The organism is Streptomyces sp. NPDC033165 (genome assembly GCF_055577965.1).
Genome location: NZ_JBVIPK010000001.1, coordinates 361,286 through 386,388 on the forward strand (window position 1 = coordinate 361,286; position 25,103 = coordinate 386,388).

A 25,103-nucleotide genomic window follows, 5' to 3' on the forward strand; every position below is an offset into this window, starting at 1 on the left:
CGGACGGGGGCGCCGCCGTATTGTCTAAGCACCACCGGTCGCCCGCGCCGCCGTGATGGTGTAGGCACCACCGGTTTGCCCGAAGGAGCACCTCATGACCCCGCCCGTCGTCCACTCGCTGCGCGAACAGATCCGCGAGCACATCGTGGAGGGGATCGTCAGCGGGCGCTGGAAGCCGGGTGAGCGGATCGTGGAGCGCCGCATCGCCACCGAGCTGGAGGTCAGCCAGACGCCCGTGCGCGAGGCGCTGCGCGAGCTGGAGACGCTCCGGCTGATCGAGTCGGCCCCCAACAAGGGCGTCCGGGTCCGCAATCTGACCGCCGCCGACCTGGAGGAGAGCTACCCGGTCCGGGCGGGCCTGGAGCAGATCGCGGCGGAGCTGGCGGCCGAGCGCCTGGGCCAGGACTGCTCGGCGCTGGAGCCGCATGTGACGGCGCTGTACGAGGCGGACCGGCTGGCCGACGGCGAGGCCCAGGTCCGCCACACGGTGGGCTTCCACCGGGAGATGGTGCGGGCCGCCGGGAACGCGGTGCTGCTGCACACCTGGGAGGGGCTGGGCATCGAGGTGTTCACGGCCCTGTCGATCCGCTGGCTGGGCACGGTGCAGAAGTCGTACGCGGAGGAGCACCAGGCGCTCATCGACGCGTTCCTGCGCCAGGACCCCCGGATCGGGGCGCTGGTGAAGGCCCATGTGCTGGGCTGCGCACCGCGGGCCTGAGTCGCCCGCGGCCGTCCGATCATCTGGCGTGTGACCTGCTCTTCCGTGCAGGTCAGCGCCCTTTTTGCGCACTTTTTCGCGTCACTCCGTGCCCTGTTTCGAGGCACCCCATGCCACTTTTCTTCGTATCGGGAAGTTTTACCTTCCATCCTTTGATCGATCATCGATCAGCGCTTTACAGTTCACTTCGCGGGCCCACCGGCCCCATCGCTCTGTCCTGCCAGATAGAGCCTTCTCCACCCCCCTCCTCTCCGGAAGGCGGCGATCATGACCGACCCCGTAGGAAAGCTTCCGAGCGAGCTCGACCAGCTCCCGGACCGTGACCCCGAGGAGACCGCCGAATGGGCGGCCTCCCTGGACGCCGTCACCCAGGCCGCCGGCCCGCACCGCGCCGCGTACCTGATGCGCCGCTCGTTGCAGCACGCCGAGGGCGCCGGTCTCGCGCTGCCCAAGCTGCTGGAGACCGATTACGTCAACTCCATCCCGACGTCCGCCGAGCCGGCGTTCGACGGTGACCTGGAGATGGAGTCGAGGATCACCGCGTGGAACCGCTGGAACGCGGCCGCGATGGTCACCCGTGGCTCGCGGTTCGGGGTCGGCGGCCACATCGCCACCTTCGCCTCGGCGGCCTGGCTCTACGAGACCGGCTTCAACCACTTCTTCCGCGGCAAGGAGGGGGACGGCAGCGGCGACCAGCTCTACATCCAGGGCCACGCCTCCCCCGGCATCTACGCCCGCGCCTTCCTCGACGGCCGGATCAGCGAGCGGCAGCTCGACAACTTCCGCCAGGAGTCGGGCGGCGAGGGCCTGCCCTCCTACCCGCACCCGCGGCGGCTGCCCTGGCTGTGGGAGTTCCCCACCGTGTCGATGGGCCTCGGCCCGCTCTCGGCCATCTACCAGGCGCGCTTCAACCGCTACCTGACCAACCGCAACATCAAGGACACCGCCAACTCGCACGTCTGGGCCTTCCTGGGCGACGGCGAGATGGACGAGCCCGAGTCGACGGCGGCCCTCGCCCTCGCGGCCCGTGAGCAGCTCGACAACCTGACCTTCGTCATCAACTGCAACCTCCAGCGCCTCGACGGCCCGGTCCGCGCCAACTTCCGCGTGGTCCAGGAGCTGGAGGCGCAGTTCCGCGGGGCCGGCTGGAACGTCGTCAAGACGCTCTGGGGCAACGCCTGGGACGAGCTGTTCCAGCTGGACACCCAGGGTGCGCTGCTGCGCCGCCTGCGCGAGGTCCCGGACGCGCAGTTCCAGACGTACGCCACCCGCGACGTCGCCTACATCCGCGAGCACTTCTTCGGCGCCGAGCCCGCGCTCGCCGAGCTGGCGAAGCTGCTCACCGACGCGAAGATCGCCGAGTGCTTCTACACCTCGCGCGGGGGCCACGAGGCCCGCAAGGTCTACGCGGCGTACCGGGCGGCCGTCGAGCACAAGGGCGCGCCGACCGTGATCCTGGCCCAGACGGTCAAGGGCTACACGCTCGGCAAGGGCTTCGAGTCCAAGAACGCCAACCACCAGATGAAGAAGCTGTCGATCGACGAGTTCAAGGGCATGCGCGAGCTGCTCGGCCTCCCGATCCCCGACAGCGCCTTCGAGGACGGCCTCGTCCCCTACGGCCACCCGGGCGCCGACTCCCCCGAGGTCCGCTACCTCCAGGAGCGCCGCGCCGCCCTCGGCGGCCCCGCCCCGGCCCGCCGGATGCACGCCTCCGCGCCGCTGCCGCAGCCCGAGGAGCGCGCGTTCAAGGCCCTCTACAAGGGGTCCGGCAAGCAGGAGATGGCCACCACCATGGCGTTCGTCCGCCTGGTGAAGGACCTGATGCGCGACAAGGAGACCGGCAAGCGCTGGGTGCCGATCGTCCCGGACGAGGCCCGTACCTTCGGTATGGAGTCCCTGTTCCCGTCGGCGGGCATCTACTCGCCGCTGGGCCAGACGTACGAGCCGGTCGACCGCGACCAGCTGATGTACTACAAGGAGGCCAAGGACGGCCAGATCCTCAACGAGGGGATCACCGAGGCCGGTGCCATGGCCGACTTCATCGCCGCCGCCACGTCGTACGCGACGCACGGCGAGACGATGATCCCGTTCTACATCTTCTACTCGATGTTCGGCTGGCAGCGGACCGGCGACCAGATGTGGCAGCTCGCCGACCAGCTCGGCAAGGGCTTCATCGTCGGCGCCACGGCGGGCCGTACGACCCTGACGGGTGAGGGCCTCCAGCACGCGGACGGCCACTCGCACCTGATCGCGGCCACCAACCCGGCCTCGCTGAACTACGACCCGGCGTTCGCGTACGAGGTCGCGGTGATCGTCAAGGACGGTCTGCGCCGGATGTACGGCCCCGAGGCCGAGGACGTCTTCTACTACCTGACGGTCTACAACGAGCCCAAGCCCCAGCCCGCGATGCCCGAGGGCGTCGAGGAGGGCATCGTCAAGGGCCTGTACCGCTTCAAGGAGGGCACGCCCGCGAAGGCGGACGCGCCGCGGCTCCAGCTGCTGGCCTCCGGTACGGCCATCCACTGGGCCCTGGAGGCCCAGGAGCTGCTGTCCGCCGACTGGGGCGTCACGGCCGACGTCTGGTCCGCCACCTCGTGGGGCGAGCTGCGCCGCGACGCGCTGGAGGCGGACGAGGCGCTGCTCCGCGGTGAGGTGCGGATGCCGTACGTGACGCAGGCGCTCTCCGGCGCGCCGGGCCCGGTGCTCGCGGTCAGCGACTGGATGCGCCAGGTCCCGGACCAGATCAGCCAGTGGGTGGAGCAGGACTGGTCCTCGCTCGGCACGGACGGCTTCGGCCTCTCCGACACCCGCGAGGCGGCCCGCCGCCACTTCGGGGTCGACGCCCAGTCGATCGTGGTGGCCTCGCTGGCCCAGCTCGCCAAGCGCGGCGAGGTGCCCGCATCGGCGGTCAAGGAGGCCCGGGAGCGCTACGGGCTCTGAGCCCCCTTCTCCCGTTCTCCCGTTTCTCCCGTACAGAGCTGAGCCCCCGGTCACCGGGGCGGGCACGTCCGACAGCGTGCCCGCCCCGGCGGCCGGGGGTTCGCGTTCCCGGGGCACGACAATGGGGCGCATGCGTGCTGCCCGGCTGATCAAGATGGTGCTGCTCCTCCAGTCCCGCCCCGCCATGACCGCCGCCGAGCTGGCGGCCGAGCTGGAGGTGTCGGAGCGTACGGTCACCCGGGACGCCCAGGCGCTCTCCGAGGCGGGCGTCCCGGTGTACGCCGAGCGCGGCCGGGCGGGCGGCTACCGGCTCGTCGGCGGCTACCGCACCCGGCTGACGGGCCTGGCCCGGGACGAGGCGGAGGCGCTGTTCCTGTCCGGGCTGCCCTCCGCGCTGCGCGAGATGGGCCTGGAGGACGCGGCGTCGGCGGCCCGGCTCAAGGTGTCGGCGGCGCTGCTGCCCTCGCTGCGCGACGCGTCCACCTCCGCCGCCCGGCGCTTCCACCTGGACGCCCCGTCCTGGTACTCCGAGCCGGAGCCCCCCGAGCTGCTGCCCGTCATCGCCGACGCGGTCTGGGACGACCGCGTGCTGCGGGCCCGCTACCGCAAGGGCCGGGGCGAACAGGCCACGGAGGCGGCGCGGGAGCTCGCTCCGTACGGCCTCGTCCTCAAGGCCGGGATCTGGTACCTCTGCGCACGGGCGGGCGAGGACTTCCGGGTCTACCGCATCGACCGCTTCACCGCCGTCGAGGCGGCCGAGGAGCGCTTCGAGCGGGACGAGACCTTCGATCTGCCCGGGTTCTGGAAGGAGCGGGCCGCCTCGTTCGCCCGGTCACTGCTGCGTACGGAGGTGACCGTACGGGTGTCCGAGCGCGGGGCGCGGCAGCTCGCGTACACCGGCGACCGGGCGGCGGCGGCCGCCGCGCTCGCCGAGGCGCCGGAGCCCGGTCCGGACGGCCGGCGCACCCTCACACTGCCGGTGGAGTCCCTTGACGTGGCGTACGGCCAGCTGCTGGCACTGGGCCCGGAGTTGGAGGTCGTGGCGCCCGAGGAGCTGCGGGTCCGCTTCACCGAGGCAGCCGAACGCCTGCACGAGATGTATCGCTGAAAGGCTTCAATTCGGCGTCTGCGCGTGCGGGAGCCCCCGGCAGGCTGGATGCTGTACCCGTGATGGACGAAACGGAATTCTGGGAGATCATCGACAGCACCCGCGAGGCCGCCGAGGGCGACCCCGAGGACCACGCCGATCTGCTCGTGGAACGGCTGGTGCAGCTCGATCCCGATTCCGTGCTGGACTTCGCCCGGCACTTCGAGGCCCGTTACCACCGCGCCTACCGCTGGGACCTGTGGGGCGCGGCGGCCGTGCTGCTGGGCGGGGCGAGCGACGACGCGTTCGACTACTTCCGCTGCTGGCTGATCGGCCAGGGCCGGGAGGTCTTCGAGGGGGCCGTGCACGACCCGGACAGCCTGGCGGAGCTGCTGGAGGACTTCGACGAGGAGGTCGACGGGGACGGCGAGGAGCTGGGGTACGCGGCGGACGAGGCGTACGAGCAGCTGACCGGTGTGGTCGCGCCCGACCTGGGACTGCCGCCGCAGCCGGCCGAGCCGCTGGGCACCCCGGTCGACTTCGAGGACGACGACGGCCTCGCGGCCCGCTTCCCCGAGCTGTGGGACCGCTTCGGGCCGCGGTAGCTCCCGTCAGGCGGGACCGAGCGAGCGGCCCATGCAGAGGTCGTCGACGTAACGCCCGTTCAGGAAGAACTCCCCGGGCAGCACCCCTTCGACGGAGAAGCCCTCGGAGGCGTACAGCGCGCGGGCGGGGGTGTTGTGCCCGAGCACCCGCAGCGTGATCCGGTGGGCGCCCTGCCCGCGGGCCTCGGCGAACGCGGCCCGCAGCAGCGTCCGCCCGACCCCGGCCCCGCGCGCCCACCCGGCCACGGCGAGACCCCGGATCTGCCGCACATGGGCGTTGGCGGCGAGCGGGGTGGGCGGGACGAGCCGTATGTATCCGGCAATCCGCGCCGCCCCGTCGGGCTCCGCCTCCGCCTCCGCCACGAGGAAGCCCTCCGGCGGGTGCCGCTCGTCGAAGAAGGGGTCGTACGGGGGCTGCGGCCTCGGCACCACCGCGTGCAGCGTCGACCAGGTGGACCGGTCCAGCTCGGCGAGCTCGTCGCCGTCGGCGGACACGGCGGGGCGGACGGGGCGGAGGGTGAGTGCGGCCATGGGGTCACTGTGCCACGCGGCGTTCCCGGTGTTCGAGGCATTTCATGGGGCAGGATGGGCCCATGCCGAGCTCCCGTATCGCCGTCAGCGGATCGTCCGGACTCATCGGAGCGGCGCTGGTGCGCTCGCTGCGCGCCGACGGGCACGAGGTGGCCCGCCTGGTGCGGCGGCCCGCCAGAACCGGCGACGAGGTGGAGTGGGACCCCGAGCGGGGTTACGTGGACGTGGCCGGGCTGGTCGGCTGCGACTCCGTCGTCCACCTCGCCGGGGCCGGGGTCGGCGACCACCGCTGGACGGACGCCTACAAGCGGGAGATCCGGGACAGCCGGGTCCTCGGCACCGCCGCGATCGCCGATGCCGTCGCCTCCCTCGACGCCCCGCCCCGGGTACTGCTCTCCGGGTCCGCCATCGGTTTCTACGGCGACACCGGGGACCGTGCGGTGGACGAGAACGCGCCGCCCGGGGAGGGGTTCCTGCCCTCGGTCTGCGAGGAGTGGGAGGCGGCCACCGCGGCGGCCGAGGAGGCGGGCATCCGTACGGTGCACGCCCGCACCGGACTGGTCGTCGGCCGTGAGGGCGGGGCCTGGGGGCGGCTCTTCCCCCTCTTCAGAGCGGGGCTCGGGGGGAAGCTGGGCAACGGCCGCCAGTTCTGGAGCTTCATCGCGCTGCACGACCACATCGCGGCCCTGCGCCACATCCTGGACACCGAGTCGCTGACCGGCCCGGTGAACCTGACCGGCCCCGACCCCGTCACCAACGCCGAGGTGACGGCCGCGATGGGCCGGGTGCTGCACCGCCCGACGCTGTTCACCGCGCCCGCGCCCGCACTGCGGCTGGTGCTCGGGGAGTTCGCGGGAGACGTGCTGGGCAGCCAGCGGGTGATTCCCCGGAAGCTGCTGGACTCCGGCTTCTCGTTCGCCTTCCCCGGCATCGACGGGGCGATCCGGGCGGCACTGCGCTGAACCGTGCCCCCTCGCGGCGGCGGCCCGCCGCGGTGCGTGCGACCCCGTGCCCCGGTGCTCCCCGGCACGCGCGTCTGACCCAGTACCGGCCATCCTCCTAGCCTCGATGCGAACTCCGGCATTCCGGGGGCCTGTTGGGGGCAAGAGCCTCCCACCAGTCGCACCGACTCGGGGAGGGGCATGTGCGCAGCACGGCACACCACGCAGACGTGGTCATCATCGGGGCCGGAATCGCCGGCCTGTCAGCGGCCCACCTGCTGACCGGGGCAGGGCTCGGCGTCAGCGTCCTGGAGGCAGCGCCCCGGGTGGGCGGCCGGCTCGCCACCGACGAGGTGGACGGCTTCCGGCTCGACCGGCTCGGCCCCCTGCTCTGCTCCTCCTGGCCCGAGCTGACCGGCGCCCCGGGGCTCGGCTCCCCGGAGCTGCGGGGGTTCGCGCCGGGGGTGCTGCTCCACAGCGAGGGCCGTCACCACCTCACCGGTGACATACGGAGCGCGAGGGGCGCACTCAGGGCAGCGCGCACCCGGTCGAGCGCTCCCCGGGCGGCCCTGGCCGCCCGGGCTCCCTGGGCAGCGCACAGCGCGCACGGGAGCGAGCCAGGGGCCCCCTCGCGCGGCGGCGGCCGGAGCGGCGCGGTGACCGGGGCGATCGACCGGGCCCGGCTGGGCGCGGCGCTGTCGCGGCTGGCGGCCACCCCGGAGGCCCGGCTGCTGGCCCGCCCGGAGCGGACGGCGCACGAGGCCCTGGCCGGCGTCGGACTGCCCGCCCGTACGGTGGACGGCGTCCTGCGCCCCCTGCTCACCGCGCTGCTCAGCGACCCCGCGCTCACCACGTCCAGCCGGTGCGCCGATCTCGCCCTGCGGGACTACGCGCGCGGCGGCCTGTGCGTACCGGCGGGCGGTTCCTCGGCGCTGCCGGAGCTGCTGGCTGCCTCGCTGCCACCGGGCACGGTCCGGACCGGGGTGCATGTGACGGCCGCCGACATCACCTCCGTACGTACGAAGGAACACGGTGAACTGGGGTGCCGCTCCCTGCTGCTGGCGACCGGGGCGGGGGCCGCGGCCGAGCTGCTGCCCGGGCTGCGGGTGCCGTCCTTCCACCCGGTGACGGTCCTTCACCACACCGCGCCCGCCGCGCCGCCGACGGGCCGGTCGCTGGTGCTGGACGGTGACCGGTCGGGGCCGGTGGCGTGCACCGCGGTGATGAGCGAGGTCGACCCCTCGCGCGCCCCGGAGGGCCGGACGCTGATCACCTCGACGGTGCTGGGGACTCCGCCGCCGGACCTGGACCGCTCGGTGCGCGGGCACCTGGCGGCGCTGTACAGGACCCCGACGGACGACTGGGAGCTGCTGGCGGCGCATCACGACCCGGAGGCGGTGCCCGCGATGGAGGCCCCGCACGACCCGCGCCGCCCGGTGCGGGTGCTGGCCGGGCTGTACGTGTGCGGCGACCACCGCGACACGAGCACGGTCCAGGGCGCGCTGCACTCGGGCCGCCGGGCGGCCGAGGCGATCCTCACCGACCTGGCCGTCACGGGCCCGCACGAAGGGAGCCCCCGGCTGCCGGAGGCGGCGTGAGGAACCCCGACCGGGTCAGCCGAGGGCGGCGACCCGGTCGCGGTAGCCGCGTACGGCGACCGCGTCCCGGTACGGCTCCAGGCTGCGTTCGAACGCGCGCACGTACTCCGTGGCGCGGACCGAGCGCATCTCGGCGGCCTGCTGGGCCGCCTCCGCGCCGAGCTGGCAGGCCTGGTCCAGCTCGCCGAGGCCGAGGCGGGCGGAGGCGAGGACCACGCGGCAGAACAGTCTGCTGCGGGCGTACGCCGGGGCGCTCAGCTGGAGCGAGCGCTCCGCGTGCTGGGCGGCGGTCCGGTACTGCTGGAGGTCGCGGTGGCAGTGGCCCAGCTCGTCGGCGAGCTGCGCCTCGTCGAACGCGCGGGCCCAGTGCGGCACATCGTCGCCGGGGCGGGCGGTCTCCAGGGCGTGTTCGGCCCGGGTCAGCGCGGCGGTGCAGGAACGTGCCTCGCCGAGCACCCCGTGGCCGCGCGCCTCGACCGAGTGCAGCAGCGCCTGGACGAGGGGCGGGGCGGCGGAGCCGATGCCCTGCTGGGCGACGCGGGCCAGCTGCACGGCCTCCCTGCCGTGCCCGAGGTAGACCGCCTGGCGGCTCATCGTGATCAGCACGTAGGCGCCGTAACCGCGGTCCCCGGCGGCCTGGGCGAGCCGCAGCGCTTGGACGAAGTACCGCTGGGCGAGGCCGTGGGCGGCGATGTCGTACGAGGTCCAGCCCGCCAGCCGGGTCAGATCGGCGACCGCGGCGAACAGCCGCCGCCCGGTGGCCTCGCCGTAGGTGCCCCGGAGCATCGGCTCGGCCTCGTGCTCCAGATACCGCACGAGGGCCTGCCGGGCGTGGCCGCCGCCGTAGGCGTGGTCGAGGGTGCGGAACAGCTCGCCGACCGAGCGCAGTGCGGCCACGTCCCCGCTGCCGACCCGCTGCCCCGGCCCCCGCTCGGTCTGCCGCTGGCGCGGGACGACGTGCGGCGTCCCGGAGTGCCCTCCCGTTCCGGACCGGGCCCCTGCACCCGGCTGTGCCGCGGCCGAGGGCCCCGGGCCGGGCGGATGGGTGGCGGCCGGTCCCGAGGGCGTGGGACGCAGCGGTCCGCCCGGGCGCGGCACGCTCCGGCTCTCGGTGCGCGGGGCCCCGCCCGTACGGCCGGGCACGGAGGAGACGGTCTGGCGGGTGGCCCCGCCGTCCCGGGCCACCCACTCGTCGGCCCGGCCGATCAGCCAGTCGCGGCTGGGAACGACGAGTCCGGCCGGGGTGAAGGCGATCTTGCGCAGCTCGGTGTGGGTGCCGGAGTCCTTGCGCCAGAGCCCGCTGACGATGTCGACGGCCTCGGCGGGGGTGGCGGCGAACTCCAGGCCCGCGTAGACGGGTGCGCAGGCGTCGAGCCCGAGATCCTGGGCGGAGAGCCGACGCCCCAGCCGCCGGGTGAAGACCTCGGCGATCAGAGCGGGGGTGGTGCCGCGCGGCTGCTGACCCCGCAGCCAGCGGGTCACCGAGGTCTTGTCGTACCGCAGGTCGAGGCCGTGTTCGAGGCCGAGCTGATCGACCCGGCGGGCCAGGCCCGCGTGGGAGAACCCGGCTTCCGCGATGAGTGAGGCGAGGCGGCGGTTGGGCGTGCGCTGCGGGGGTCGTTCCGACATCAGCTGTACGGTCTCCTGCCTTCGGGGCCGGACGGTCAGCCCTCATGGGAACGGCGCGAATTTAGCGGCCACCGGGGCGGTCACAGCCACCCTTTGCTCCACGTTCATCCGATCGTGTGAGGATTACGGACAGAGCTGACGGAAGGGACGGGCCCTGCCTCAGGTCACGCAAGCGCGCTCCACCTGCCGGTGGGCCGACCGGGTGACGGTCGTACAGTGGATGCGGGCGCGATCAGTGCAGGGTGCCGTCATCCCGGGGACACCCCTCCGGGCACGCGGTGCCCCACGTAGGGAGGCATCTGTGAGCGAGCTGCGGTTCGCCCGTCTGGGCTTCGGCGAACAGGCCGTCGAGTACACGGAGGCATGGCAGAAGCAGCGCGAGGTGCACGCGGCCCGGTTCGAGGACCGGGTGCCGGACACCTGCCTGCTTCTGGAGCACCCGCCCGTCTACACGGCGGGCCGCCGCACCGCCGACAGCGAACGCCCGCTGGACGGCACCCCGGTCATCGACGTGGACCGCGGCGGGAAGATCACCTGGCACGGTCCGGGGCAGCTCGTCGGCTACCCGATCCAGAAGCTGCCGCGTCCGGTCGACGTCGTGGCGCACGTCCGCCGCCTGGAGGACGCGCTGATCCGCACGGCCGCCGACTTCGGCGTGGAGACCTCCCGGGTGGAGGGCCGCAGCGGCGTCTGGGTGCTCGGCGACCCGGTCGAGCAGCGGCCGATGCCGGGCGGGCTCTCCCTGGACTTCGACCCGAGGCTCCAGGACGAGGAGTTCGACGCGCGACTGAACGGCCCGGAGTACGCCCCGTCCAACGCCGGCCAGCGCCGCGAGGACCGCAAGCTGGCCGCGATCGGCATCCGGGTCGCCAAGGGCGTGACGATGCACGGCTTCTCGCTCAACGTGAACCCGGACAACACCTGGTTCGACCGGATCGTGCCGTGCGGCATCCGCGACGCGGGCGTCACCTCCCTCGCCAACGAGCTGGGCCGGGATGTCACCATCGAGGAGGTGCTGCCGGTCGTCGAGAAGCACCTGCGGGACATCCTGGAGAACGCGGAGCTCGCACCGAGGACGGTCGAGCCGCGGCAGGCCGCGGCCCCGGCCTAGTACCGGCCGGTGCTACCGACCGGTAGCACCGGCCGCCACGGGTGACCGGGGAATAGCCCCCGTCCGCCACAGGTTGGCCGGGCGTAAGACCGTTTGATTTACGGGCGTACCCTGGTGTTCGCCGAAGAATCCCATGCGAATCCCACGCAGCAGAAAGCAAAGGGGAGCCGGAGTGTCCGCTGTCGCACCCGACGGGCGCAAGATGCTGCGCCTGGAGGTCCGGAACAGCCAGACCCCCATCGAGCGCAAGCCCGAGTGGATCAAAACGCGGGCGAAGATGGGCCCCGAGTACAAGCAGCTGCAGAGTCTCGTGAAGGGCGAGGGGCTGCACACGGTCTGCCAGGAGGCGGGCTGCCCCAACATCTTCGAGTGCTGGGAGGACCGCGAGGCCACCTTCCTCATCGGCGGTGACCAGTGCACGCGGCGCTGTGACTTCTGCCAGATCGACACGGGCAAGCCGCAGGCGCTGGACCGTGACGAGCCCCGCCGCGTCGGCGAGTCGGTCGTCACGATGGACCTGAACTACGCCACCATCACCGGCGTCGCCCGCGACGACCTGGAGGACGGCGGCGCCTGGCTGTACGCCGAGACGGTCCGCCAGATCCACACGCTCACCGCGGAGCGGGAGGCGGGCGCGACCAAGGTCGAGCTGCTGATCCCCGACTTCAACGCGGAGCCCGAGCAGCTCGCCGAGGTCTTCTCCTCGCGCCCCGAGGTGCTCGCGCACAACGTGGAGACGGTCCCGCGGATCTTCAAGCGGATCCGCCCCGGTTTCCGCTACGAGCGTTCCCTGGAGGTCATCACGCGGGCCCGCGAGGCCGGCCTGGTGACCAAGTCGAACCTGATCCTCGGCATGGGCGAGACCCGCGAGGAGGTCAGCGAGGCGCTCCAGGACCTGTACGACGCAGGTTGCGAGCTCATCACGATTACGCAGTACCTGCGGCCCACCGTGCGGCACCACCCGGTCGAGCGCTGGGTGAAGCCGCACGAGTTCGTCGAGCTGAAGGACGAGGCCGACGCGATCGGCTACTCCGGCGTGATGTCGGGGCCGCTGGTGCGTTCCTCGTACCGCGCGGGCCGTCTCTTCCAGCAGGCGATGGACGCGCGCGGCGCGGCCGCCGCCGGGAGCGCCCCGGCGGCCCGGGCCGTGTGAGTCCGCTCACCGGGCCCACCGCCCCGTCATGACACCACCCGAGCGGTCCGTGCGCTCCTCGCAGGTAGGGGACGCGTACGGACCGCTCCGGCGTGCGCGGCACCGGAATGAAGGTTTCATTGGTGTTTGACCGACCGGTCATGCGCTGGTAACACCGAGCAGTGACCCTAGGTACACATACGGCGGCGCTCCCCGCAGCCGCCGTCACCGCTTCCCGTACTCAGTCCGCGCCCGGGGTCGGCGCATCCTTCCGAGGGGGAACACCACCATGCAGGCCGCACCGGTCCGTGCCCACGCTCTTCCGTCCGTCACCACCGCCCTGCGCGCCGTCGAGTCGCTGCTGCTGAGCGGCGGCCAGCGCACCGCCCGCCGCAACGCCTGGACGGCCGTCCTGGAGGACCGCCGCCGCGCCAAGGACCGGGTGGAGGCCCAGCACGTCCTGGAGGCCGTGGCCGACCACCGTTCCTAGGTCGCTCCCCCGCCACGTAAACTTCTGTTTATGGCGAGGAAGGCAAAAACCGAAGGCGCGGACAGCGCCGAGAACGCAGGGCGGCTCAAGCAGATCGCCCTGACCTACAAGATGACCAGGCGGACCGACAGCAAGATCGGTCTTGTTATCGCAGGTGTCGGAATCGTCACGTTCGGTGTCCTCCTCGGCATCGGCTTCGCGATCGGGCACCCGGTCTATCTGGGCATCCTGGGCTTCGTCCTGGCCGTCCTCGCGATGGCGATCGTCTTCGGCCGACGCGCCGAGCGGGCGGCCTTCGGGCAGATGGAGGGCCAGCCGGGAGCGGCGGCCGCCGTCCTGGACCGGATCGGGCGCGGCTGGACCACCACCCCCGCGGTGGCGATGAACCGCAGCCAGGACGTCGTCCACCGGGCGGTCGGCAAGGCCGGCATCGTCCTGGTGGCCGAGGGCAACCCGAACCGGGTGAAGAGCCTGCTGGCGGCCGAGAAGAAGAAGATGGCCCGCATCGTGGTGGACGTGCCGGTGCACGACATCATCGTCGGCACCGGCGAGGGCCAGGTGCCGCTGAAGAAGGTCCGCACCAAGATGCTGAAGCTCCCCCGCGTACTCACCGGCCCCCAGGTGACCTCCACCAACGACCGGCTGCGCGCGATGGGCGACCTGATGAGCAACATGCCGCTGCCGAAGGGCCCGATGCCGAAGGGCATGCGGATGCCGCGCGGCGGAAAGATGCGCTGACGGCGCACGTACGCGACGCAGACGTGGGCGACATACGCGGCGGCCCCGGACCGTGACGGTCCGGGGCCGCCGCGTATGTGACGGGTCGGGCTCGTCGCGTACGCGTCGGCTCGCCTCCGCGTACGGACTGTGTCCGGGCTACATCCGGACCTGCACGGCGCGCCCGAGGCGGTCGTGCAGTCCTCGCCCGTCGCGGTCCCAGACCAGCGCGGGGATGGCGAGCAGGAGCAGGAGGGTCCGCAGGACCACGCGCCCGAAGCCGAGCCGGCCGCCGTCCTCGGAGATGACACGCAGCCCGAGCAGGCGCTTGCCCGGGGTGCAGCCGATGGTCCCGACGGTGGCGAGGCTGAGCACGAGGAAGATCCCGAGCGCCCAGTTCCCCGCCGCCTGCTGGTCACCGCGAGCGAACAGCCCGTATGCGATCACCATGCAGAGCGACCAGTCGATGAAGAGGGCCCCGAAGCGCCGTCCGAGCGGCGCGACCGAGCCGGGCCCGTGCTCGGGCAGCCCGAGCCCCTTGCCCCGGTAACCGAAGTCGGCGCCCATCTCCTCGGCGGCCGCGCGGGGCCCCGAGAGCCACGATCCGATTGCTTGCCTGTTGTCCACCCGTCCACGGTACTGCGCCGGTATCCGGCCCCGGCCGGGCGGGGCACCGGAACGGGCCACGGAGATGCCGCCGACCCTCGCCCCGGTTAACTTGGGCGAAACAAATGGGTCATGCTTGAGAAATCACGCCTGCCTATGGTCGGGTCCAGCGTGTGCCACCGCACTGGCCGCACCACGAGCTACAACCCCGTCCCTCCCGGGCCGGGAGTAGGAGGAGTTGGATGTTCCAGAACGCCGACGAAGTGCAGAAGTACGTAGCGGACAACGACGTCAAGTTCATCGATGTCCGGTTCTGCGACCTGCCCGGGGTGATGCAGCACTTCACGATCCCGGCAGCGACCTTCGACCCGGCCGAGGAACTGGCCTTCGACGGTTCGTCGATCCGCGGCTTCCAGGCCATCCACGAGTCCGACATGGCGCTGCGCGCGGACCTGTCGACGGCTCGGGTGGACCCCTTCCGCCGCGACAAGACGATCAACATCAACTTCTTCATCCACGACCCGATCACGGGCGAGCAGTACAGCCGTGACCCGCGCAACATCGCCAAGAAGGCCGAGGCCTACCTCGCCTCGACCGGCTTCGCGGACACCGCGTACTTCGGCCCGGAGGCCGAGTTCTACGTCTTCGACAACGTCCGCTTCCAGACGTCGGCGAACGAGAGCTTCTACCACATCGACTCCGAGGCCGGCGCCTGGAACACCGGTGCGCTGGAGAACAACCGCGGTTACAAGGTCCGCTACAAGGGCGGCTACTTCCCCGCCCCGCCGGTGGACCACTTCGCCGACCTGCGTGCCGAGATCTCCCTGGAGCTGGACAAGAACGGCCTCCAGGTCGAGCGCCAGCACCACGAGGTCGGCACCGCGGGCCAGGCCGAGATCAACTACAAGTTCAACACGCTGCTGGCCGCGGCCGACGACCTGATGCTCTTCAAGTACATCGTGAAGAACGTCGCCTGGCGCAACGGCAAGACCGCGACCTTCATGCCGAAGCCGATCTTCGGCGACAACGGCTCGGGCATGCACGTGCACCAGTCGCTGTGGCAGGGCGGCTCGCCGCTCTTCTACGACGAGCAGGGCTACGCCGGCCTCTCGGACATGGCCCGCTACTACATCGGCGGCATCCTGAAGCACGCGCCGTCGCTGCTGGCCTTCACCAACCCGACGGTGAACTCCTACCACCGCCTGGTCCCCGGCTTCGAGGCCCCGGTCAACATGGTGTACTCGCAGCGCAACCGCTCCGCCGCGATGCGCATCCCGATCACCGGCTCGAACCCGAAGGCCAAGCGCGTCGAGTTCCGCGCCCCGGACCCGTCCTCGAACCCGTACCTCGCGTTCTCGGCACTGCTGATGGCGGGCCTGGACGGCGTGAAGAACAAGATCGAGCCGGCCGAGCCGATCGACAAGGACCTCTACGAGCTGGCTCCCGAGGAGCACGCCAACGTCCAGCAGGTCCCGACCTCCCTCCCGGCCGTGCTCGAAGCCCTGGAAGCGGACAACGAGTACCTCCAGGCGGGCGGCGTCTTCACGTCGGACCTGATCGAGACGTGGATCGACTACAAGCGCACGAACGAGATCGCCCCGATCCAGCTGCGGCCGCACCCGCACGAGTTCGAGCTGTACTTCGACATCTAGAGACTGGGTTCGGGTGGCCTGCGAGGGATCATCCGAAACGTGTCGTGACCTGCGTAAGCACGCCTCGCGAGTTCTCACGGCTCCCGGCTGATTTCCACTGCGTTGTGCACCGTGTGTGCACCGGAGCACGCAAACCCTGACTCGGTGTCAGACACGTTAGTGAAGGCCGTCACTTACAAGTGACGGCCTTCACTCGTTGCTCGGACCACACGCCAGTCACGACGTCTTTCCACACAGGCTGGCTCTGATCCGCTACCTGACGTGAGCTGCAAGAGACATGGCAGCGTCCAGAGAGCCATCCCACCTGAGCCCTGCGCCCACCCCGCCGCAGAAAATGTATGGGAGTTGCCGGTGGGACCATCTACGCTCGTTGGTCGTGGTCGTATACGCGAGCTGGAATCGGACAGACGCCTCGCCGAGGCGAGCTGCGGAGCCGGAATCAGAGTTCTATGGCAGGATCGCCGGTCCGTACTGGGATCAGGTTCGGGATGTGATCAACGAGTGGTGGTCGCACCTCCCTGATCAGGATCAGCCCAGCTTGCGCAGTCGGCTTCGCGACCGGAACTCCGACGCGAACGTCTCCTCTGCGCTGTGGGAGTTGTACCTGCACGAGATGCTGCTTGGGTCCGGTTGCACCGTGGAGATCGAGCCTGGAATAGGTACTCGCGGCACGAACCCCGACTTCCTGGTCACCCGCGAGGGCGAGCAATTCGTCGTCGAGGCGAAATGGACGGTCCAGCGCCTGGACGGAGCGATATCCAACAGGCAGCTCCCACCCGTCCTGATCGATGCCATCGACGGTGTACCGAGCCCCAATTTCTTCGTGTCATACAGGATTCACCAGACAGGGTCGGGAACACCGTCGCAGAGGCGGCTGAAAACTGGGCTGGAGCGGTGGCTCGCCAGCCTGGATCCCGATCAGGTCATCGCCGACAAGGCGCCATTGCCCAAGCACACCTGGCAGGAGGCCGGCTGGTCCCTCTCGTTCGAGGCGATCCCCCGTAGCCCCGATAGGCGAGGAGATCCAACGAGCAGGACAATCGGTTTCTACCCCCCGATGACCTGGTTCAATGACGAGTCGGATCAAGTGCTCGACGCGGTCAAGGAGAAGGGAGGGAAGTACGGCGATCTAGCGCTGCCGTTCATCGTGGCGGTTGGCCGTGCGGGCGCCTTCCCCGAAGACGAAGACGTAGAGACCGCACTGTACGGGACCTCCGTCGAGTACGTCCGCAACAGCACGCCGACCTTCGGCCGGCAGCCCGACGGCTACTGGACTGCAACCTACGACCACGCTCACAGGCGGGTCAGCGGTGTGCTCACCGTCAACAACCCGGCGCCCTGGACCTGGACGAAGCATACCCCCGTCCTTTGGCAGAGTTCCGACCCCAGCTCGCTCCCGGCCCTTGTCCTCCCCACCTGGGCAACGGCACAGGTGATCGATGTCCACGTCGAACACCAGCCACCGGCTTGCCCCATCTACACCGCCCTCGGCCTGCCCGAGCACTGGCCGGTCGGCGACCCCTTCCCGCGCCATCGCCGGAGTAACGCGAGCTGACTGCAGTCGGCCTCGTCCATGTCCCTCAGAGGCTGCCCTCGCCGCCAGAGATATGCACTTGCAGGCAATGGGGCTGGGCCAGCAACTCATGGCTCACAGTCGGCTCCCTGGAGTCATTGCCATTGCCGGGCCCTACGAATGAGGCGAGTGTTACTGACGCCAACCAGCGAGAGACACCTGGGGTCCATCGTCAAGGTAGCGGTGGAGAGCACTGGCGGTGGTGTCGACGAACTTCTCGGGGACGGCATTGGCATCCACCCAGCGGACATGGGCGTGCTTGCGAGGTTCACGGTTCTCAGGCTCGCCGCTCCACTCATGGGCTACGAAGACGACTGTCAGAAAGCCATTGGGAGCTTCAACTCCCCACGCTCCGTGGATGATATGAGCGACCTTGAGCGCCTCCGGCTTCACCCTCAGACCGGTCTCCTCGTAGAGCTCGCGCACCGCGGTCTCGGTGATCGGCTCGCCCGGCTCGCTCTTTCCGACCGGCAGATCCCACATGCCTTGCGCGAACTTGGCGTTCTCGCTGCGTTGCAGGAGAACTACGCGGTTGGTGGCCTTGTCGTGGACGATGACGGCGGCGACCAGCAGGGTCATGGATTCGAGGGCGGGCTTGAGGGCTTTGGGCTGGTCCTCGGTCTGCTGCTGAGTCACGGTGGTCCCTTCGTCGGCCGGGTTGTTGGGCATGTTAGGCGAGTGCTTCCCGTGCGCGGCGGGCGAGTTCGGTGGCTCCGGGGACCTTGCGTCGTTGGTAGGTCACGAGGGTGGAGCGGAGCGAGGTGATCGCTTTGCGGGTGCGGTCCGAGGTCATGCCCTCCATCAGCGTCACGGCCTGGCTCCAAGCGGCCACGGCCTCATCGGCACGGGTCTGCGCGGCGAGGCTATCGCCGAGTTCGGCGTACGTGAGGGCGTGCACGCGCTTGTACTTGACCGGGTCCCAACGGGTGAGGGCGTCGCGGTGTTGGTGTTCGGTGCCGATGTGGTCGGCGAGGTCGGTCAGGGTGCGGGCGGTGTGGCTAGCGACGGTGCCGGCGGCCGGGCCACTAACACGGGAGTAGCTGGGCTGCGGGCCGTCCTCGCGGAGCAGGGCGTCCTCTGCGGCGAGTAGGGCGCGGGCGGCGTGTGGTCTCTCGCCGGTGGCTGCGTAGGCGCGGGCGTGGGTGATGTGGAGCAGGGCTTCGGTCTGGCCGTCGATGTGGCCGAGGCCGCCGGCGAGCGCGGCTTCGGCGAGGTCGATGCAGTGGTGAGGCTGCTTGAGGCTGAGGGCCTGGTGGGCCAGGGCGCGCATCATCCAGGCAGCGTGGCCGTGCGGGTCTGCCTCGCAGGCGAGCTGGTAGCCGACTTGGTAGTAGCGCTGGGCCGCTCCCTCCTGGCCGAGGTCGTGGTGCTTCCAGCCTGCCAAGTAAGCCAGTTCGGCCACGGCGCCGAAGGCAGCCCGGCGTAAGACATCGGTCGGGAAGCGGGCGCGGAGCATGGGAGCCGCTGTGTCGGCGAGGTAGGCGGTCACGGTGGTTAGGCCGTGGCCTCCACCCAGGCGTTCGTCGGCGGCGCTGAAGGCGGCGGTGATCTGACGTACGACGTCCACGTCCTCCGCTCCCACCAGGGCCGTGCCGGTTCGGGCGCGGAGCATGCGAGCGGTGGCTTCGTGGTCGTAGGCGAGGGGCATGGCAACGCCGGCAGTGGTGAACGAGGCGATGGCGAGGAAGCGGCGGCGCTCGACGTCTGCGCGGCCGAGGTCGGTTGCGGCGAGGACCGGGTCCGGCTCATCGGCCGTGGATTCCGGGGTGGCCAGGCCGATCTCGACTTGAGTGATGGTCCTGTGTGAGCGGCGGGAGAGGGCTTCGGCGAGGTACTGGCCGGTCCTCCCGGTGGGCCGGCGGGCGCCGCCTACCCAGTGCGAGACGGCCGACTTGTTGGTCTGCAGAATCTCGCCGTTCTCCGCGGCGATGCGGCGGACGTCCTTGGCGAGGGCCTCGAAGGTGCAGCCGACGGCTTCGATGGTCTCGCGCAGGCGGGAGTTGGGCTCTCTCGGCGCTGCCACACTCGCCTCCGCTCCGGCGCTGTAAACCGCGTATACTGCTCGGCCTCCCCTTCACCGTACCCACTGAACGTGACCGGCGGTTCACTAATCATCAGCCGCCCGGAACGGTTCCAGACTCCGACCGTGAATCCAGGCTCCCCACTTGGCCGGGCGGTCCCAAGTTCCGTACGCCCGCTCCGGGTTCGGGCATTCCCGTGCCTGAACCCGGCCGATCAGAGACGGAGAACCCGGTGACCACCATGGACACGGCAACCCCCACGGCCATCACTGTCGAGCTGCCCGAGGCATTCGACGAGCGCTGGAGCCGCCTGCCCGGCATCCAGGTCGAAGGCCGGCGCATCACCATCGACCCGGCCGAGTACTTCTTCCGCTTCGAGTCCAACACCTGGCTCGTCGCCGACTGGCAGCTGGTCAAGTCCCAGCTCCTGGACGTGGACGAGACCACGCAGAGCGCGGTCGAGCAGCTCGCCCTCGACTTCGTAAAGGTCAACGCTGCCTCTACGTCGGACGCGGCCCAAGTCCTGGCCACCGCGTACGAGGTGTACGCGTACCTCTTCCGAGACGAGCACCTCGCCGGTCTCGGGCTTCCGCAGATCACCGCCGAGCATCTGCGGATGCTGCGCGAGGCGGCCACGCTGATGGCCCTGAACAAAGTCGAGCTGGACGGGCACATCTCCAACGTCGGCCCGTGCTGGTTCTTCCCCGCCGCCACCTCCGTCGTCTTCGACCTGGACGACGAGATGGGCGGCATGCTCGACGAGGTCTACCACGGCGGCTGGTTCAACGAGCACCGCCGCATCGAGTCCATCAAGGCCCATGCCGCGCTCGGCGGACGCCTCGTGCACGGCTGCCAGTCCGTGCCGGACCAGTCCGGCGGCGTCGTCGCGCCCTACGGTGCGTCGATGGCCAACTTCCGTAACGACCTTGCCGAGTTCAAGGCCGGATGGATCGAGCAGGTCTACGCCCGCCGCGTGACCGGGCCCGCCGCATAGCCCACCCGACCAGGCTCCGGGGCGGGCAGGCCACCTTCGCCCGCCCCGGACGCCACCAACCCACGGAGCCCTCTCATGGACGAAAAGCTGACCGCCGAACTTCTCACCCACCTATGCGCGGTCAAGGGCCTGCCTCTGCCCGAGCGCACCGAGGTGCGGGTCTGGTCGATGTCCGGCGTCGAACGCGTCACCTTCCCCGAACGCACCATCGCCATCTTCAAGTACGCCAAGCAGCCTTTCAACAGCGAAGCCCAGGCTCTGCGCCTGGCCCACACCCTCGGCGTCCCAGTCCCCGAACTACGCGCGACGGCGATCCTTGACGGCTGCCTCGGCATGCTCCTCGAAGACCTCGGCGCCCCCGCCCGCGAGGCGGACGACCTCGACGGCGTCGCTGCGGCCGTGGTCCTCCATGGCACCCGCACTGCACCGGCCCTGCCTCTTCTCGACGAGGAGCGCCTGAGCAGCCTGCCCGCCCGTGCAGCCCAGCACCTCGGCCAGCTCCACGCGGCCAACCGCTGGCCCGACACTGCCGATATCGCAGATGCCCTCGACCAGATCACCAAGGTCGCCGGCCCCCGCGCCACTGGCACCACGCTCGCCCCATTCGGCTGGGTGCACTCTGAGTTCCACCCCACCAGCCTCCACATCGGCGACCACGGCTGGAGGCTGCTCGACTTCGCCCGCGCTTTCACCGGCCCCGGCCTGCTCGACCTCGCCAGCTGGCACGGCACCCTCGAGACCCCCGATCCGGTACGGCTGCGGGTCTTCCTCGACCAGTACGTCACCGCCGGTGGCACCCCTGACGCCCTCGCCCAGCGCGGCGGCCTGCCCGCGGAGCAGTGGGCGCTCGGGTGGCACCGCATGTGGGCGGTCGAGTGGTTCATGGAGCAGTCGATCCGCTGGATCAACGATCCGGCCACCGACCCCGCGTACATCAAGGTCGTACGCCGCCACCTCACCGACGTCCTCCAACTCCTGGAGGTCTAGATGCCGACCGCCCAGGCATCTCCCTGGTACGCCCATGCCCTCCAGCGCACCGCGTCCGGCCCCGCCCAGCCACTGGACGTACCGGCGCGGATGGAGTGGACGATGAGACCAGGGCGCGGGCCCGGCGCTGAGATCCTCGGCTCCGACTTGAGCGGAATGCGGGTGGTGGAGCTCGGCTGCGGCCCCGGCCACAACGCCGCCCACCTCGCCACCCGCCACGGCGCCCGAGTCACCGGCGTCGACCTGGTCGGCCTCCAGATCCGCCGAGCACGCTCGCACTACGGACGGCTGAGCAACCTCAGCTTCGTCGCCGGTCACGCACTGCACTACCTGCAGGGCTGCGACGAGCAGTTCGACGCCATCTACTCCGTGTTCGGCGCCGTCGGCCTCGTAGCCCCTGAACTGCTGCTGCCTGCCATCGCTCAGCAGCTCAAGCCCGGACGCACCCTCGCCTTCTCCACCCCGCACCCTCAGCGCGGAGGACGCCGCGCGGCCATGGGCGACCGCCCCCGCCGGGACTTCGTCGTTCTGCCCGACCGCACCCGACTGCCCGTCGCCCGCTGGGACTTCAGCGGCGAGCAGTGGCAGCGGCATCTCGCTGACGCCGGTCTATGGCTCACCGCCGCCCACGAGTTCCACGATGCCCGGCTCGGCCACTGGCCCACGACCTTGCTGATAACGGCCCGCAAGCTCTGACGCTGCCGACCGCCACACCCCATGGAGGCACACCCATGAACGTGCCCTACCTGCTGCTGGACATCGACGGTGTCCTCATACCTTTCCCCCAAGGCGACGGCAGCATCCCGGCCACGCACGTCCGCCACGAGGTCGTACCGGACGGCCGGACCCCCGAGGATCCGGTCACCGTCTGGCTCAACCCGGCGCACAGGCCAATGCTCACCAACATGTTCCGGAGCGTTCCGCTCACCCCGGTCTGGTGCACGAGCTGGCGCCGGGATGCCACCACGCTGATCGGCCCGCTCCTCGGCCTCCCGGCCCTCACGTATGTCGATCTCCCGCGCCCCAAGATCACGACGTCCCATCCCAACGGCTACCTCTGGAAGCGCGACTACGTCGACGCGTGGCTCGGCGACGAACCCGCAGTCTGGATCGATGACGACTTCACCGCGCTCGATCACGAGTGGGCCGTGCAGCGCACCGCTGCGGGCTTACCCACCCTCCTCATGCAGCCGGATGCCCATCTGGGTCTGCAACCCGAGCACCTCACTCAGGTCACAGCGTGGGCGAAAGGGCTGAGCGGAGGCATCGCATCGCCTGTGCCGACGGCCGCGCCTGGGCGCGAAGTCCCGTAGGCATGGCGCAGAAACTGCCGGGGCTTCGCGACTCGCAGGCACCGTGGCGCGTGCAGCTATCGGTACCGACGACGCTCCTCGTGCGTCGGGATCATGGTCGGAGCCGAAGGCTGGACAGCGGGAGGCGTCGCTGCCGTGCCCAGGATAGTGCTGGGCTGTCGCGCTGCCCGCGCTCGCTTGTTGGGTTGTGTGGTGATGCGCCAGTTGAGGACCTCGGCTGGGCGTTCGGCGGTGTCGAGTTCCCGGCTGGCGGCCACTTCGGCGAGGAGGACGCGGGGTGTATGGCCGGCGGTTTCGGCGCGGGCGAGGGTGGTGGCCAAGGCGGGCCAGGCGGGGTCGGTGAGGATGCGGTCGGCGTGGCCGGGCATGGCCTCGCGTACTGCGGTCTCGAAGCGCTGGATGGTCTGAGGGCGTGGTGCGCGCTGGGCGAGGCCGGCCAGATGGGGTGCGGCGACCTGCTGGTAGCCGGTCTGGAGGTGCCGGAAGGCTTCCTCGGCCGCTGCCGCTTGCTGTTCGTGGCCGCGCTGAGCGTGCCAGTGGGCGGCGGCGCGGGCCAGGTGCAGGGCGGTGAAGACGAGCGCGATGGCGAGGCCGCCGGGGAGGTTGGATGCGTGGGCGAGTTCCCCGGCGGCTTGGCGGAGTTCGGTTGCGGCTTGGTGGTCAGCGCGGATCGCCGAGCGGCGTGCCCGGTTGAACGCCTTTGCTGCCGCTTGGAGTTCGGCCTTGTGTGGACCGGGGGTGGCGCGGGCGAGGTTGTGCAGGGTGTCGGCGAAGGCATCCAGCTGTCCCTGGGCGGTGGCGTCGTCGCCCGAATCGAGCGCAGTGAGAGCCGCACGCGCAGCGGATTCGGTACGACGCCACGGCTCGGCCGGGTCCGCCACCGCCTTCGGCCTGTCCGCCACGTCCTGGGTGGGAAGGCGTTCGGTCAGGCGGTTGTAGGACAGGTCGGGGGCGAGTTTGGAGCCGCCGAAGAAGATGCTGTCGCCAGGGGCGGCCAGGCTGTAGCCGGTCACCTCGCCGCTCTCGGGGCCAATGCGGGTCTTGACCTGGATCCCGAGCGAGGCGAGCACGGTGAAGTAGTCGTCGATGCTGTGGACAGCGGCGGCGACCGCGTAGGCGCGTTCACGCAGCCACTCCCTGGCGGTCACCTCCTGGCCCTCGCGGTCAGCCTTCGCGCGTTCCGCTCCGGTGGGCGTCTTCGGGGCGGTCAGGTCACCGGACTTGAGACGGCGCAGCCCGAACTCGTCCTCGATCCTCCGGCATTCCGCCTGCGCACGCTGCCCGTCACGGTTCGTTCGCGGGCGGCGGCCGTCAGCGCGGACGGTGGTGGCGAGGATGTGGATGTGGTCGTCCGCATGCCGCACCGCGATCCACCGGCAGGCGGTGTCGTCGCCCACCGGGGCGATCCCGGTCGCCTCGACGACCCGGCGGGCGACCTCAGCCCACTCCGTATCGGTCAGGTAGCGGTCCCCGGGCGCGGTACGCACCGGACAGTGCCACACGTGCTTCGGCGGCCTCGTACCGAGTTCGCGGGTACGCAGGTCGACATAGTGGTCAAGGCGCTTGGCCAGTTGGCCGTAGGTGACCGCAGGGTCGCGGCCGGGGTCGGGAGCGCCGACCATGTCCCAGGCCCCCACGATGTGCGCATCAGTGTGCTCGTCCCGACGGCCGGGGCCGAAGAGGTAGTTGATCAGCCCTTGGGTGTCGGAGCCGGTGGAGACATCAGGCACCATGCCGGGCTCCGTCCGCCAGGAGCCGGTCCATCAGCTGGTAACTGGCCTGCGCAGCTTGCTCGATGTGGTCGAGGACGGTCTCGGCGCGCTCGGGAATGGCACCGGAGTGGATGGCCATGGTGATCTGGTTGAGGTTGGTGCCGATCCGGTTCAACGCCTTGGTGTGCGCCTCGACAGCTTCCACGAGCGGGCGGATCGGATCGTCTTCCGGGCTGCCGGCCATGTTCGCCTTACCGAGCGCGACCGCCAGGGCAGCGTCGCCGACGAAGCCGGCGAACGTCGAGTGGCGCCGCTCGGCTGCCTCGTCGATGATCCGGACCGCGGTTGGAGTGAACCGGATCTTCTTCTCCTGGTCACGCTTCTCGACCGTGCGCTTCCGGTTCAGCCTCGCGGGCAACGCGGGGGCATCGGGCTCACGCCACGACGGCTGTTCAACTGGCGACGGAGTCTGGGCAGATGACTCGAGCTGCGGGGCGGCGTGTTTCGCGGGCTGCTCGTCGTGGGGGGCGTTGGCGACGGGATCGGCATCGGGTTCGGTGCCCTCTTCCCCTGGCTCGGGCGCCCGCTGGCGCCCGGCCCTCACCTCTTCCACCGCCTCCCCAGGGGCGGGGGCAAGCGCGGACGAAGCCCCGTTAGGGGCTCGAACGCTCCAGCTTGCTGCTGTTCGTCGGCCCAGGCCGAGCCATCCCCGGCGGCGGATGGGGTGGGGGTCGTTGCTGTCGTTG

The 25,103-nt window shown here is 70.8% G+C and carries 23 protein-coding genes; 16 read left to right on the plus strand and 7 right to left on the minus strand.

The genetic code is table 11. The annotated features are described in order from the left end of the window. Positions 1 to 94: 94 nt before the first annotated feature. From ACZ5WC_RS01670 to ACZ5WC_RS01685, 4 genes are all read left to right on the plus strand, one after another. The gene (locus tag ACZ5WC_RS01670) at positions 95 to 718 is read left to right on the plus strand and encodes a GntR family transcriptional regulator (RefSeq protein WP_468538890.1); all 624 of its coding nucleotides are present in this window, start codon (positions 95 to 97) and stop codon (positions 716 to 718) included. 267 nt (positions 719 to 985) lie between these two features. Further along, positions 986 to 3,658: a pyruvate dehydrogenase (acetyl-transferring), homodimeric type gene (gene aceE / locus ACZ5WC_RS01675; protein WP_468538892.1), complete on the plus strand. Its 2,673-nt coding sequence runs from the start codon at positions 986 to 988 to the stop codon at positions 3,656 to 3,658. A gap of 130 nt (positions 3,659 to 3,788) precedes the next feature. After that, complete coding sequence (locus tag ACZ5WC_RS01680) at positions 3,789 to 4,766, plus strand: helix-turn-helix transcriptional regulator (protein ID WP_468538894.1); 978 nt, start codon at positions 3,789 to 3,791, stop codon at positions 4,764 to 4,766. 62 nt (positions 4,767 to 4,828) lie between these two features. After that, complete coding sequence (locus ACZ5WC_RS01685; protein ID WP_468538896.1) at positions 4,829 to 5,350, plus strand: DUF4240 domain-containing protein; 522 nt, start codon at positions 4,829 to 4,831, stop codon at positions 5,348 to 5,350. 6 nt (positions 5,351 to 5,356) lie between these two features. On the opposite strand, the gene ACZ5WC_RS01690 is transcribed toward ACZ5WC_RS01685, so the two are convergent. Next, positions 5,357 to 5,881 carry a GNAT family N-acetyltransferase gene (locus ACZ5WC_RS01690; RefSeq protein ID WP_468538898.1) on the minus strand — a complete coding sequence of 175 codons (525 nt, stop codon included), beginning with the start codon at positions 5,879 to 5,881 and terminating at the stop codon, positions 5,357 to 5,359. A 62-nt stretch (positions 5,882 to 5,943) separates the two neighbouring features. On the opposite strand from ACZ5WC_RS01690, the gene ACZ5WC_RS01695 reads away from it, so the two are divergent. Further along, a complete protein-coding gene (locus ACZ5WC_RS01695; RefSeq protein ID WP_468538900.1) occupies positions 5,944 to 6,843 on the plus strand; it encodes a TIGR01777 family oxidoreductase in 900 nt (299 codons plus the stop codon). Positions 6,844 to 7,025: 182 nt separating this feature from the next. Next, positions 7,026 to 8,420 (plus strand): FAD-dependent oxidoreductase, encoded by a 1,395-nt coding sequence (locus ACZ5WC_RS01700; RefSeq protein WP_468538902.1) that lies wholly within the window; start codon positions 7,026 to 7,028, stop codon positions 8,418 to 8,420. 15 nt (positions 8,421 to 8,435) lie between these two features. On the opposite strand, the gene ACZ5WC_RS01705 is transcribed toward ACZ5WC_RS01700, so the two are convergent. Then, positions 8,436 to 10,049 carry a regulator gene (locus tag ACZ5WC_RS01705; protein ID WP_468538903.1) on the minus strand — a complete coding sequence of 538 codons (1,614 nt, stop codon included), beginning with the start codon at positions 10,047 to 10,049 and terminating at the stop codon, positions 8,436 to 8,438. A gap of 301 nt (positions 10,050 to 10,350) precedes the next feature. On the opposite strand from ACZ5WC_RS01705, the gene lipB reads away from it, so the two are divergent. The 4 genes from lipB to ACZ5WC_RS01725 all read left to right on the plus strand — a co-directional run bounded on the left by lipB (position 10,351) and on the right by ACZ5WC_RS01725 (position 13,520). Then, positions 10,351 to 11,160, plus strand: a complete 810-nt coding sequence (gene lipB / locus ACZ5WC_RS01710) for a lipoyl(octanoyl) transferase LipB (RefSeq protein WP_468538904.1) — start codon at positions 10,351 to 10,353, stop codon at positions 11,158 to 11,160. 172 nt (positions 11,161 to 11,332) lie between these two features. Further along, the gene (gene lipA, locus ACZ5WC_RS01715) at positions 11,333 to 12,313 is read left to right on the plus strand and encodes a lipoyl synthase (RefSeq protein ID WP_468538905.1); all 981 of its coding nucleotides are present in this window, start codon (positions 11,333 to 11,335) and stop codon (positions 12,311 to 12,313) included. 268 nt (positions 12,314 to 12,581) lie between these two features. Then, the gene (locus tag ACZ5WC_RS01720) at positions 12,582 to 12,782 is read left to right on the plus strand and encodes an SCO2195 family GlnR-regulated protein (RefSeq protein WP_096631684.1); all 201 of its coding nucleotides are present in this window, start codon (positions 12,582 to 12,584) and stop codon (positions 12,780 to 12,782) included. Positions 12,783 to 12,812: 30 nt separating this feature from the next. After that, on the plus strand, positions 12,813 to 13,520 hold the full coding sequence (locus tag ACZ5WC_RS01725) for a DUF4191 domain-containing protein (RefSeq protein ID WP_468538907.1): 708 nt from the start codon (positions 12,813 to 12,815) through the stop codon (positions 13,518 to 13,520). A gap of 138 nt (positions 13,521 to 13,658) precedes the next feature. Here the strand turns inward: ACZ5WC_RS01725 and ACZ5WC_RS01730 are convergent, their stop codons facing one another. Then, complete coding sequence (locus ACZ5WC_RS01730) at positions 13,659 to 14,066, minus strand: RDD family protein (RefSeq protein WP_468539391.1); 408 nt, start codon at positions 14,064 to 14,066, stop codon at positions 13,659 to 13,661. Between the two features lie 281 nt (positions 14,067 to 14,347). Between ACZ5WC_RS01730 and glnA the strand changes: the two genes are divergently transcribed. Both glnA and ACZ5WC_RS01740 read left to right on the plus strand, forming a co-directional pair. After that, positions 14,348 to 15,757, plus strand: a complete 1,410-nt coding sequence (gene glnA / locus ACZ5WC_RS01735) for a type I glutamate--ammonia ligase (RefSeq protein WP_468538908.1) — start codon at positions 14,348 to 14,350, stop codon at positions 15,755 to 15,757. Positions 15,758 to 16,247: 490 nt separating this feature from the next. Beyond that, complete coding sequence (locus ACZ5WC_RS01740) at positions 16,248 to 17,312, plus strand: hypothetical protein (protein ID WP_468538909.1); 1,065 nt, start codon at positions 16,248 to 16,250, stop codon at positions 17,310 to 17,312. Positions 17,313 to 17,462: 150 nt separating this feature from the next. On the opposite strand, the gene ACZ5WC_RS01745 is transcribed toward ACZ5WC_RS01740, so the two are convergent. Together ACZ5WC_RS01745 and ACZ5WC_RS01750 are read right to left on the minus strand one after the other, a co-directional pair. Then, on the minus strand, positions 17,463 to 17,999 hold the full coding sequence (locus ACZ5WC_RS01745; RefSeq protein WP_468538911.1) for an NUDIX domain-containing protein: 537 nt from the start codon (positions 17,997 to 17,999) through the stop codon (positions 17,463 to 17,465). 1 nt (position 18,000) lies between these two features. Further along, the gene (locus ACZ5WC_RS01750) at positions 18,001 to 19,353 is read right to left on the minus strand and encodes a tetratricopeptide repeat protein (protein ID WP_468538912.1); all 1,353 of its coding nucleotides are present in this window, start codon (positions 19,351 to 19,353) and stop codon (positions 18,001 to 18,003) included. Between the two features lie 230 nt (positions 19,354 to 19,583). Here ACZ5WC_RS01750 and ACZ5WC_RS01755 point away from each other — a divergent pair, with 230 nt between their 5' ends. The 4 genes from ACZ5WC_RS01755 (at position 19,584) to ACZ5WC_RS01770 (ending at position 22,645) form a co-directional block, all read left to right on the plus strand. Beyond that, positions 19,584 to 20,345 (plus strand): hypothetical protein, encoded by a 762-nt coding sequence (locus ACZ5WC_RS01755; RefSeq protein WP_468538914.1) that lies wholly within the window; start codon positions 19,584 to 19,586, stop codon positions 20,343 to 20,345. Between the two features lie 75 nt (positions 20,346 to 20,420). After that, positions 20,421 to 21,332 (plus strand): phosphotransferase family protein, encoded by a 912-nt coding sequence (locus tag ACZ5WC_RS01760; protein ID WP_468538915.1) that lies wholly within the window; start codon positions 20,421 to 20,423, stop codon positions 21,330 to 21,332. Further along, entirely contained in the window at positions 21,333 to 22,028 is a 696-nt protein-coding gene (locus ACZ5WC_RS01765) for a class I SAM-dependent methyltransferase (protein WP_468538917.1), read from the plus strand. A gap of 35 nt (positions 22,029 to 22,063) precedes the next feature. Then, positions 22,064 to 22,645, plus strand: a complete 582-nt coding sequence (locus tag ACZ5WC_RS01770) for an HAD domain-containing protein (protein WP_468538919.1) — start codon at positions 22,064 to 22,066, stop codon at positions 22,643 to 22,645. A 56-nt stretch (positions 22,646 to 22,701) separates the two neighbouring features. Here ACZ5WC_RS01770 and ACZ5WC_RS01775 read toward each other — a convergent pair whose 3' ends face one another. Then, entirely contained in the window at positions 22,702 to 24,378 is a 1,677-nt protein-coding gene (locus tag ACZ5WC_RS01775) for a relaxase/mobilization nuclease domain-containing protein (RefSeq protein WP_468538921.1), read from the minus strand. Next, entirely contained in the window at positions 24,368 to 24,970 is a 603-nt protein-coding gene (locus ACZ5WC_RS01780) for a MobC domain-containing protein (protein WP_468539392.1), read from the minus strand. Before ACZ5WC_RS01780 ends, ACZ5WC_RS01775 begins: the two co-directional genes overlap by 11 nt. Positions 24,971 to 25,103: the final 133 nt, after the last annotated feature.

Excerpts from the sequence above, each read along its gene's own strand:
- ACZ5WC_RS01670 (WP_468538890.1), top strand. The coding sequence starts at position 95 with ATGACCCCGCCCGTCGTCCACTCGCTGCGCGAACAGATCCGCGAGCAC.
- aceE (WP_468538892.1), top strand. The coding sequence starts at position 986 with ATGACCGACCCCGTAGGAAAGCTTCCGAGCGAGCTCGACCAGCTCCCG.
- ACZ5WC_RS01680 (WP_468538894.1), top strand. The coding sequence starts at position 3,789 with ATGCGTGCTGCCCGGCTGATCAAGATGGTGCTGCTCCTCCAGTCCCGC.
- ACZ5WC_RS01685 (WP_468538896.1), top strand. The coding sequence starts at position 4,829 with ATGGACGAAACGGAATTCTGGGAGATCATCGACAGCACCCGCGAGGCC.
- ACZ5WC_RS01690 (WP_468538898.1), bottom strand. The coding sequence starts at position 5,881 with ATGGCCGCACTCACCCTCCGCCCCGTCCGCCCCGCCGTGTCCGCCGAC.
- ACZ5WC_RS01695 (WP_468538900.1), top strand. The coding sequence starts at position 5,944 with ATGCCGAGCTCCCGTATCGCCGTCAGCGGATCGTCCGGACTCATCGGA.
- ACZ5WC_RS01705 (WP_468538903.1), bottom strand. The coding sequence starts at position 10,049 with ATGTCGGAACGACCCCCGCAGCGCACGCCCAACCGCCGCCTCGCCTCA.
- ACZ5WC_RS01720 (WP_096631684.1), top strand. The coding sequence starts at position 12,582 with ATGCAGGCCGCACCGGTCCGTGCCCACGCTCTTCCGTCCGTCACCACC.
- ACZ5WC_RS01725 (WP_468538907.1), top strand. The coding sequence starts at position 12,813 with ATGGCGAGGAAGGCAAAAACCGAAGGCGCGGACAGCGCCGAGAACGCA.
- ACZ5WC_RS01730 (WP_468539391.1), bottom strand. The coding sequence starts at position 14,066 with ATGGGCGCCGACTTCGGTTACCGGGGCAAGGGGCTCGGGCTGCCCGAG.
- glnA (WP_468538908.1), top strand. The coding sequence starts at position 14,348 with ATGTTCCAGAACGCCGACGAAGTGCAGAAGTACGTAGCGGACAACGAC.
- ACZ5WC_RS01745 (WP_468538911.1), bottom strand. The coding sequence starts at position 17,999 with ATGCCCAACAACCCGGCCGACGAAGGGACCACCGTGACTCAGCAGCAG.
- ACZ5WC_RS01760 (WP_468538915.1), top strand. The coding sequence starts at position 20,421 with ATGGACGAAAAGCTGACCGCCGAACTTCTCACCCACCTATGCGCGGTC.
- ACZ5WC_RS01765 (WP_468538917.1), top strand. The coding sequence starts at position 21,333 with ATGCCGACCGCCCAGGCATCTCCCTGGTACGCCCATGCCCTCCAGCGC.
- ACZ5WC_RS01770 (WP_468538919.1), top strand. The coding sequence starts at position 22,064 with ATGAACGTGCCCTACCTGCTGCTGGACATCGACGGTGTCCTCATACCT.
- ACZ5WC_RS01775 (WP_468538921.1), bottom strand. The coding sequence starts at position 24,378 with ATGGTGCCTGATGTCTCCACCGGCTCCGACACCCAAGGGCTGATCAAC.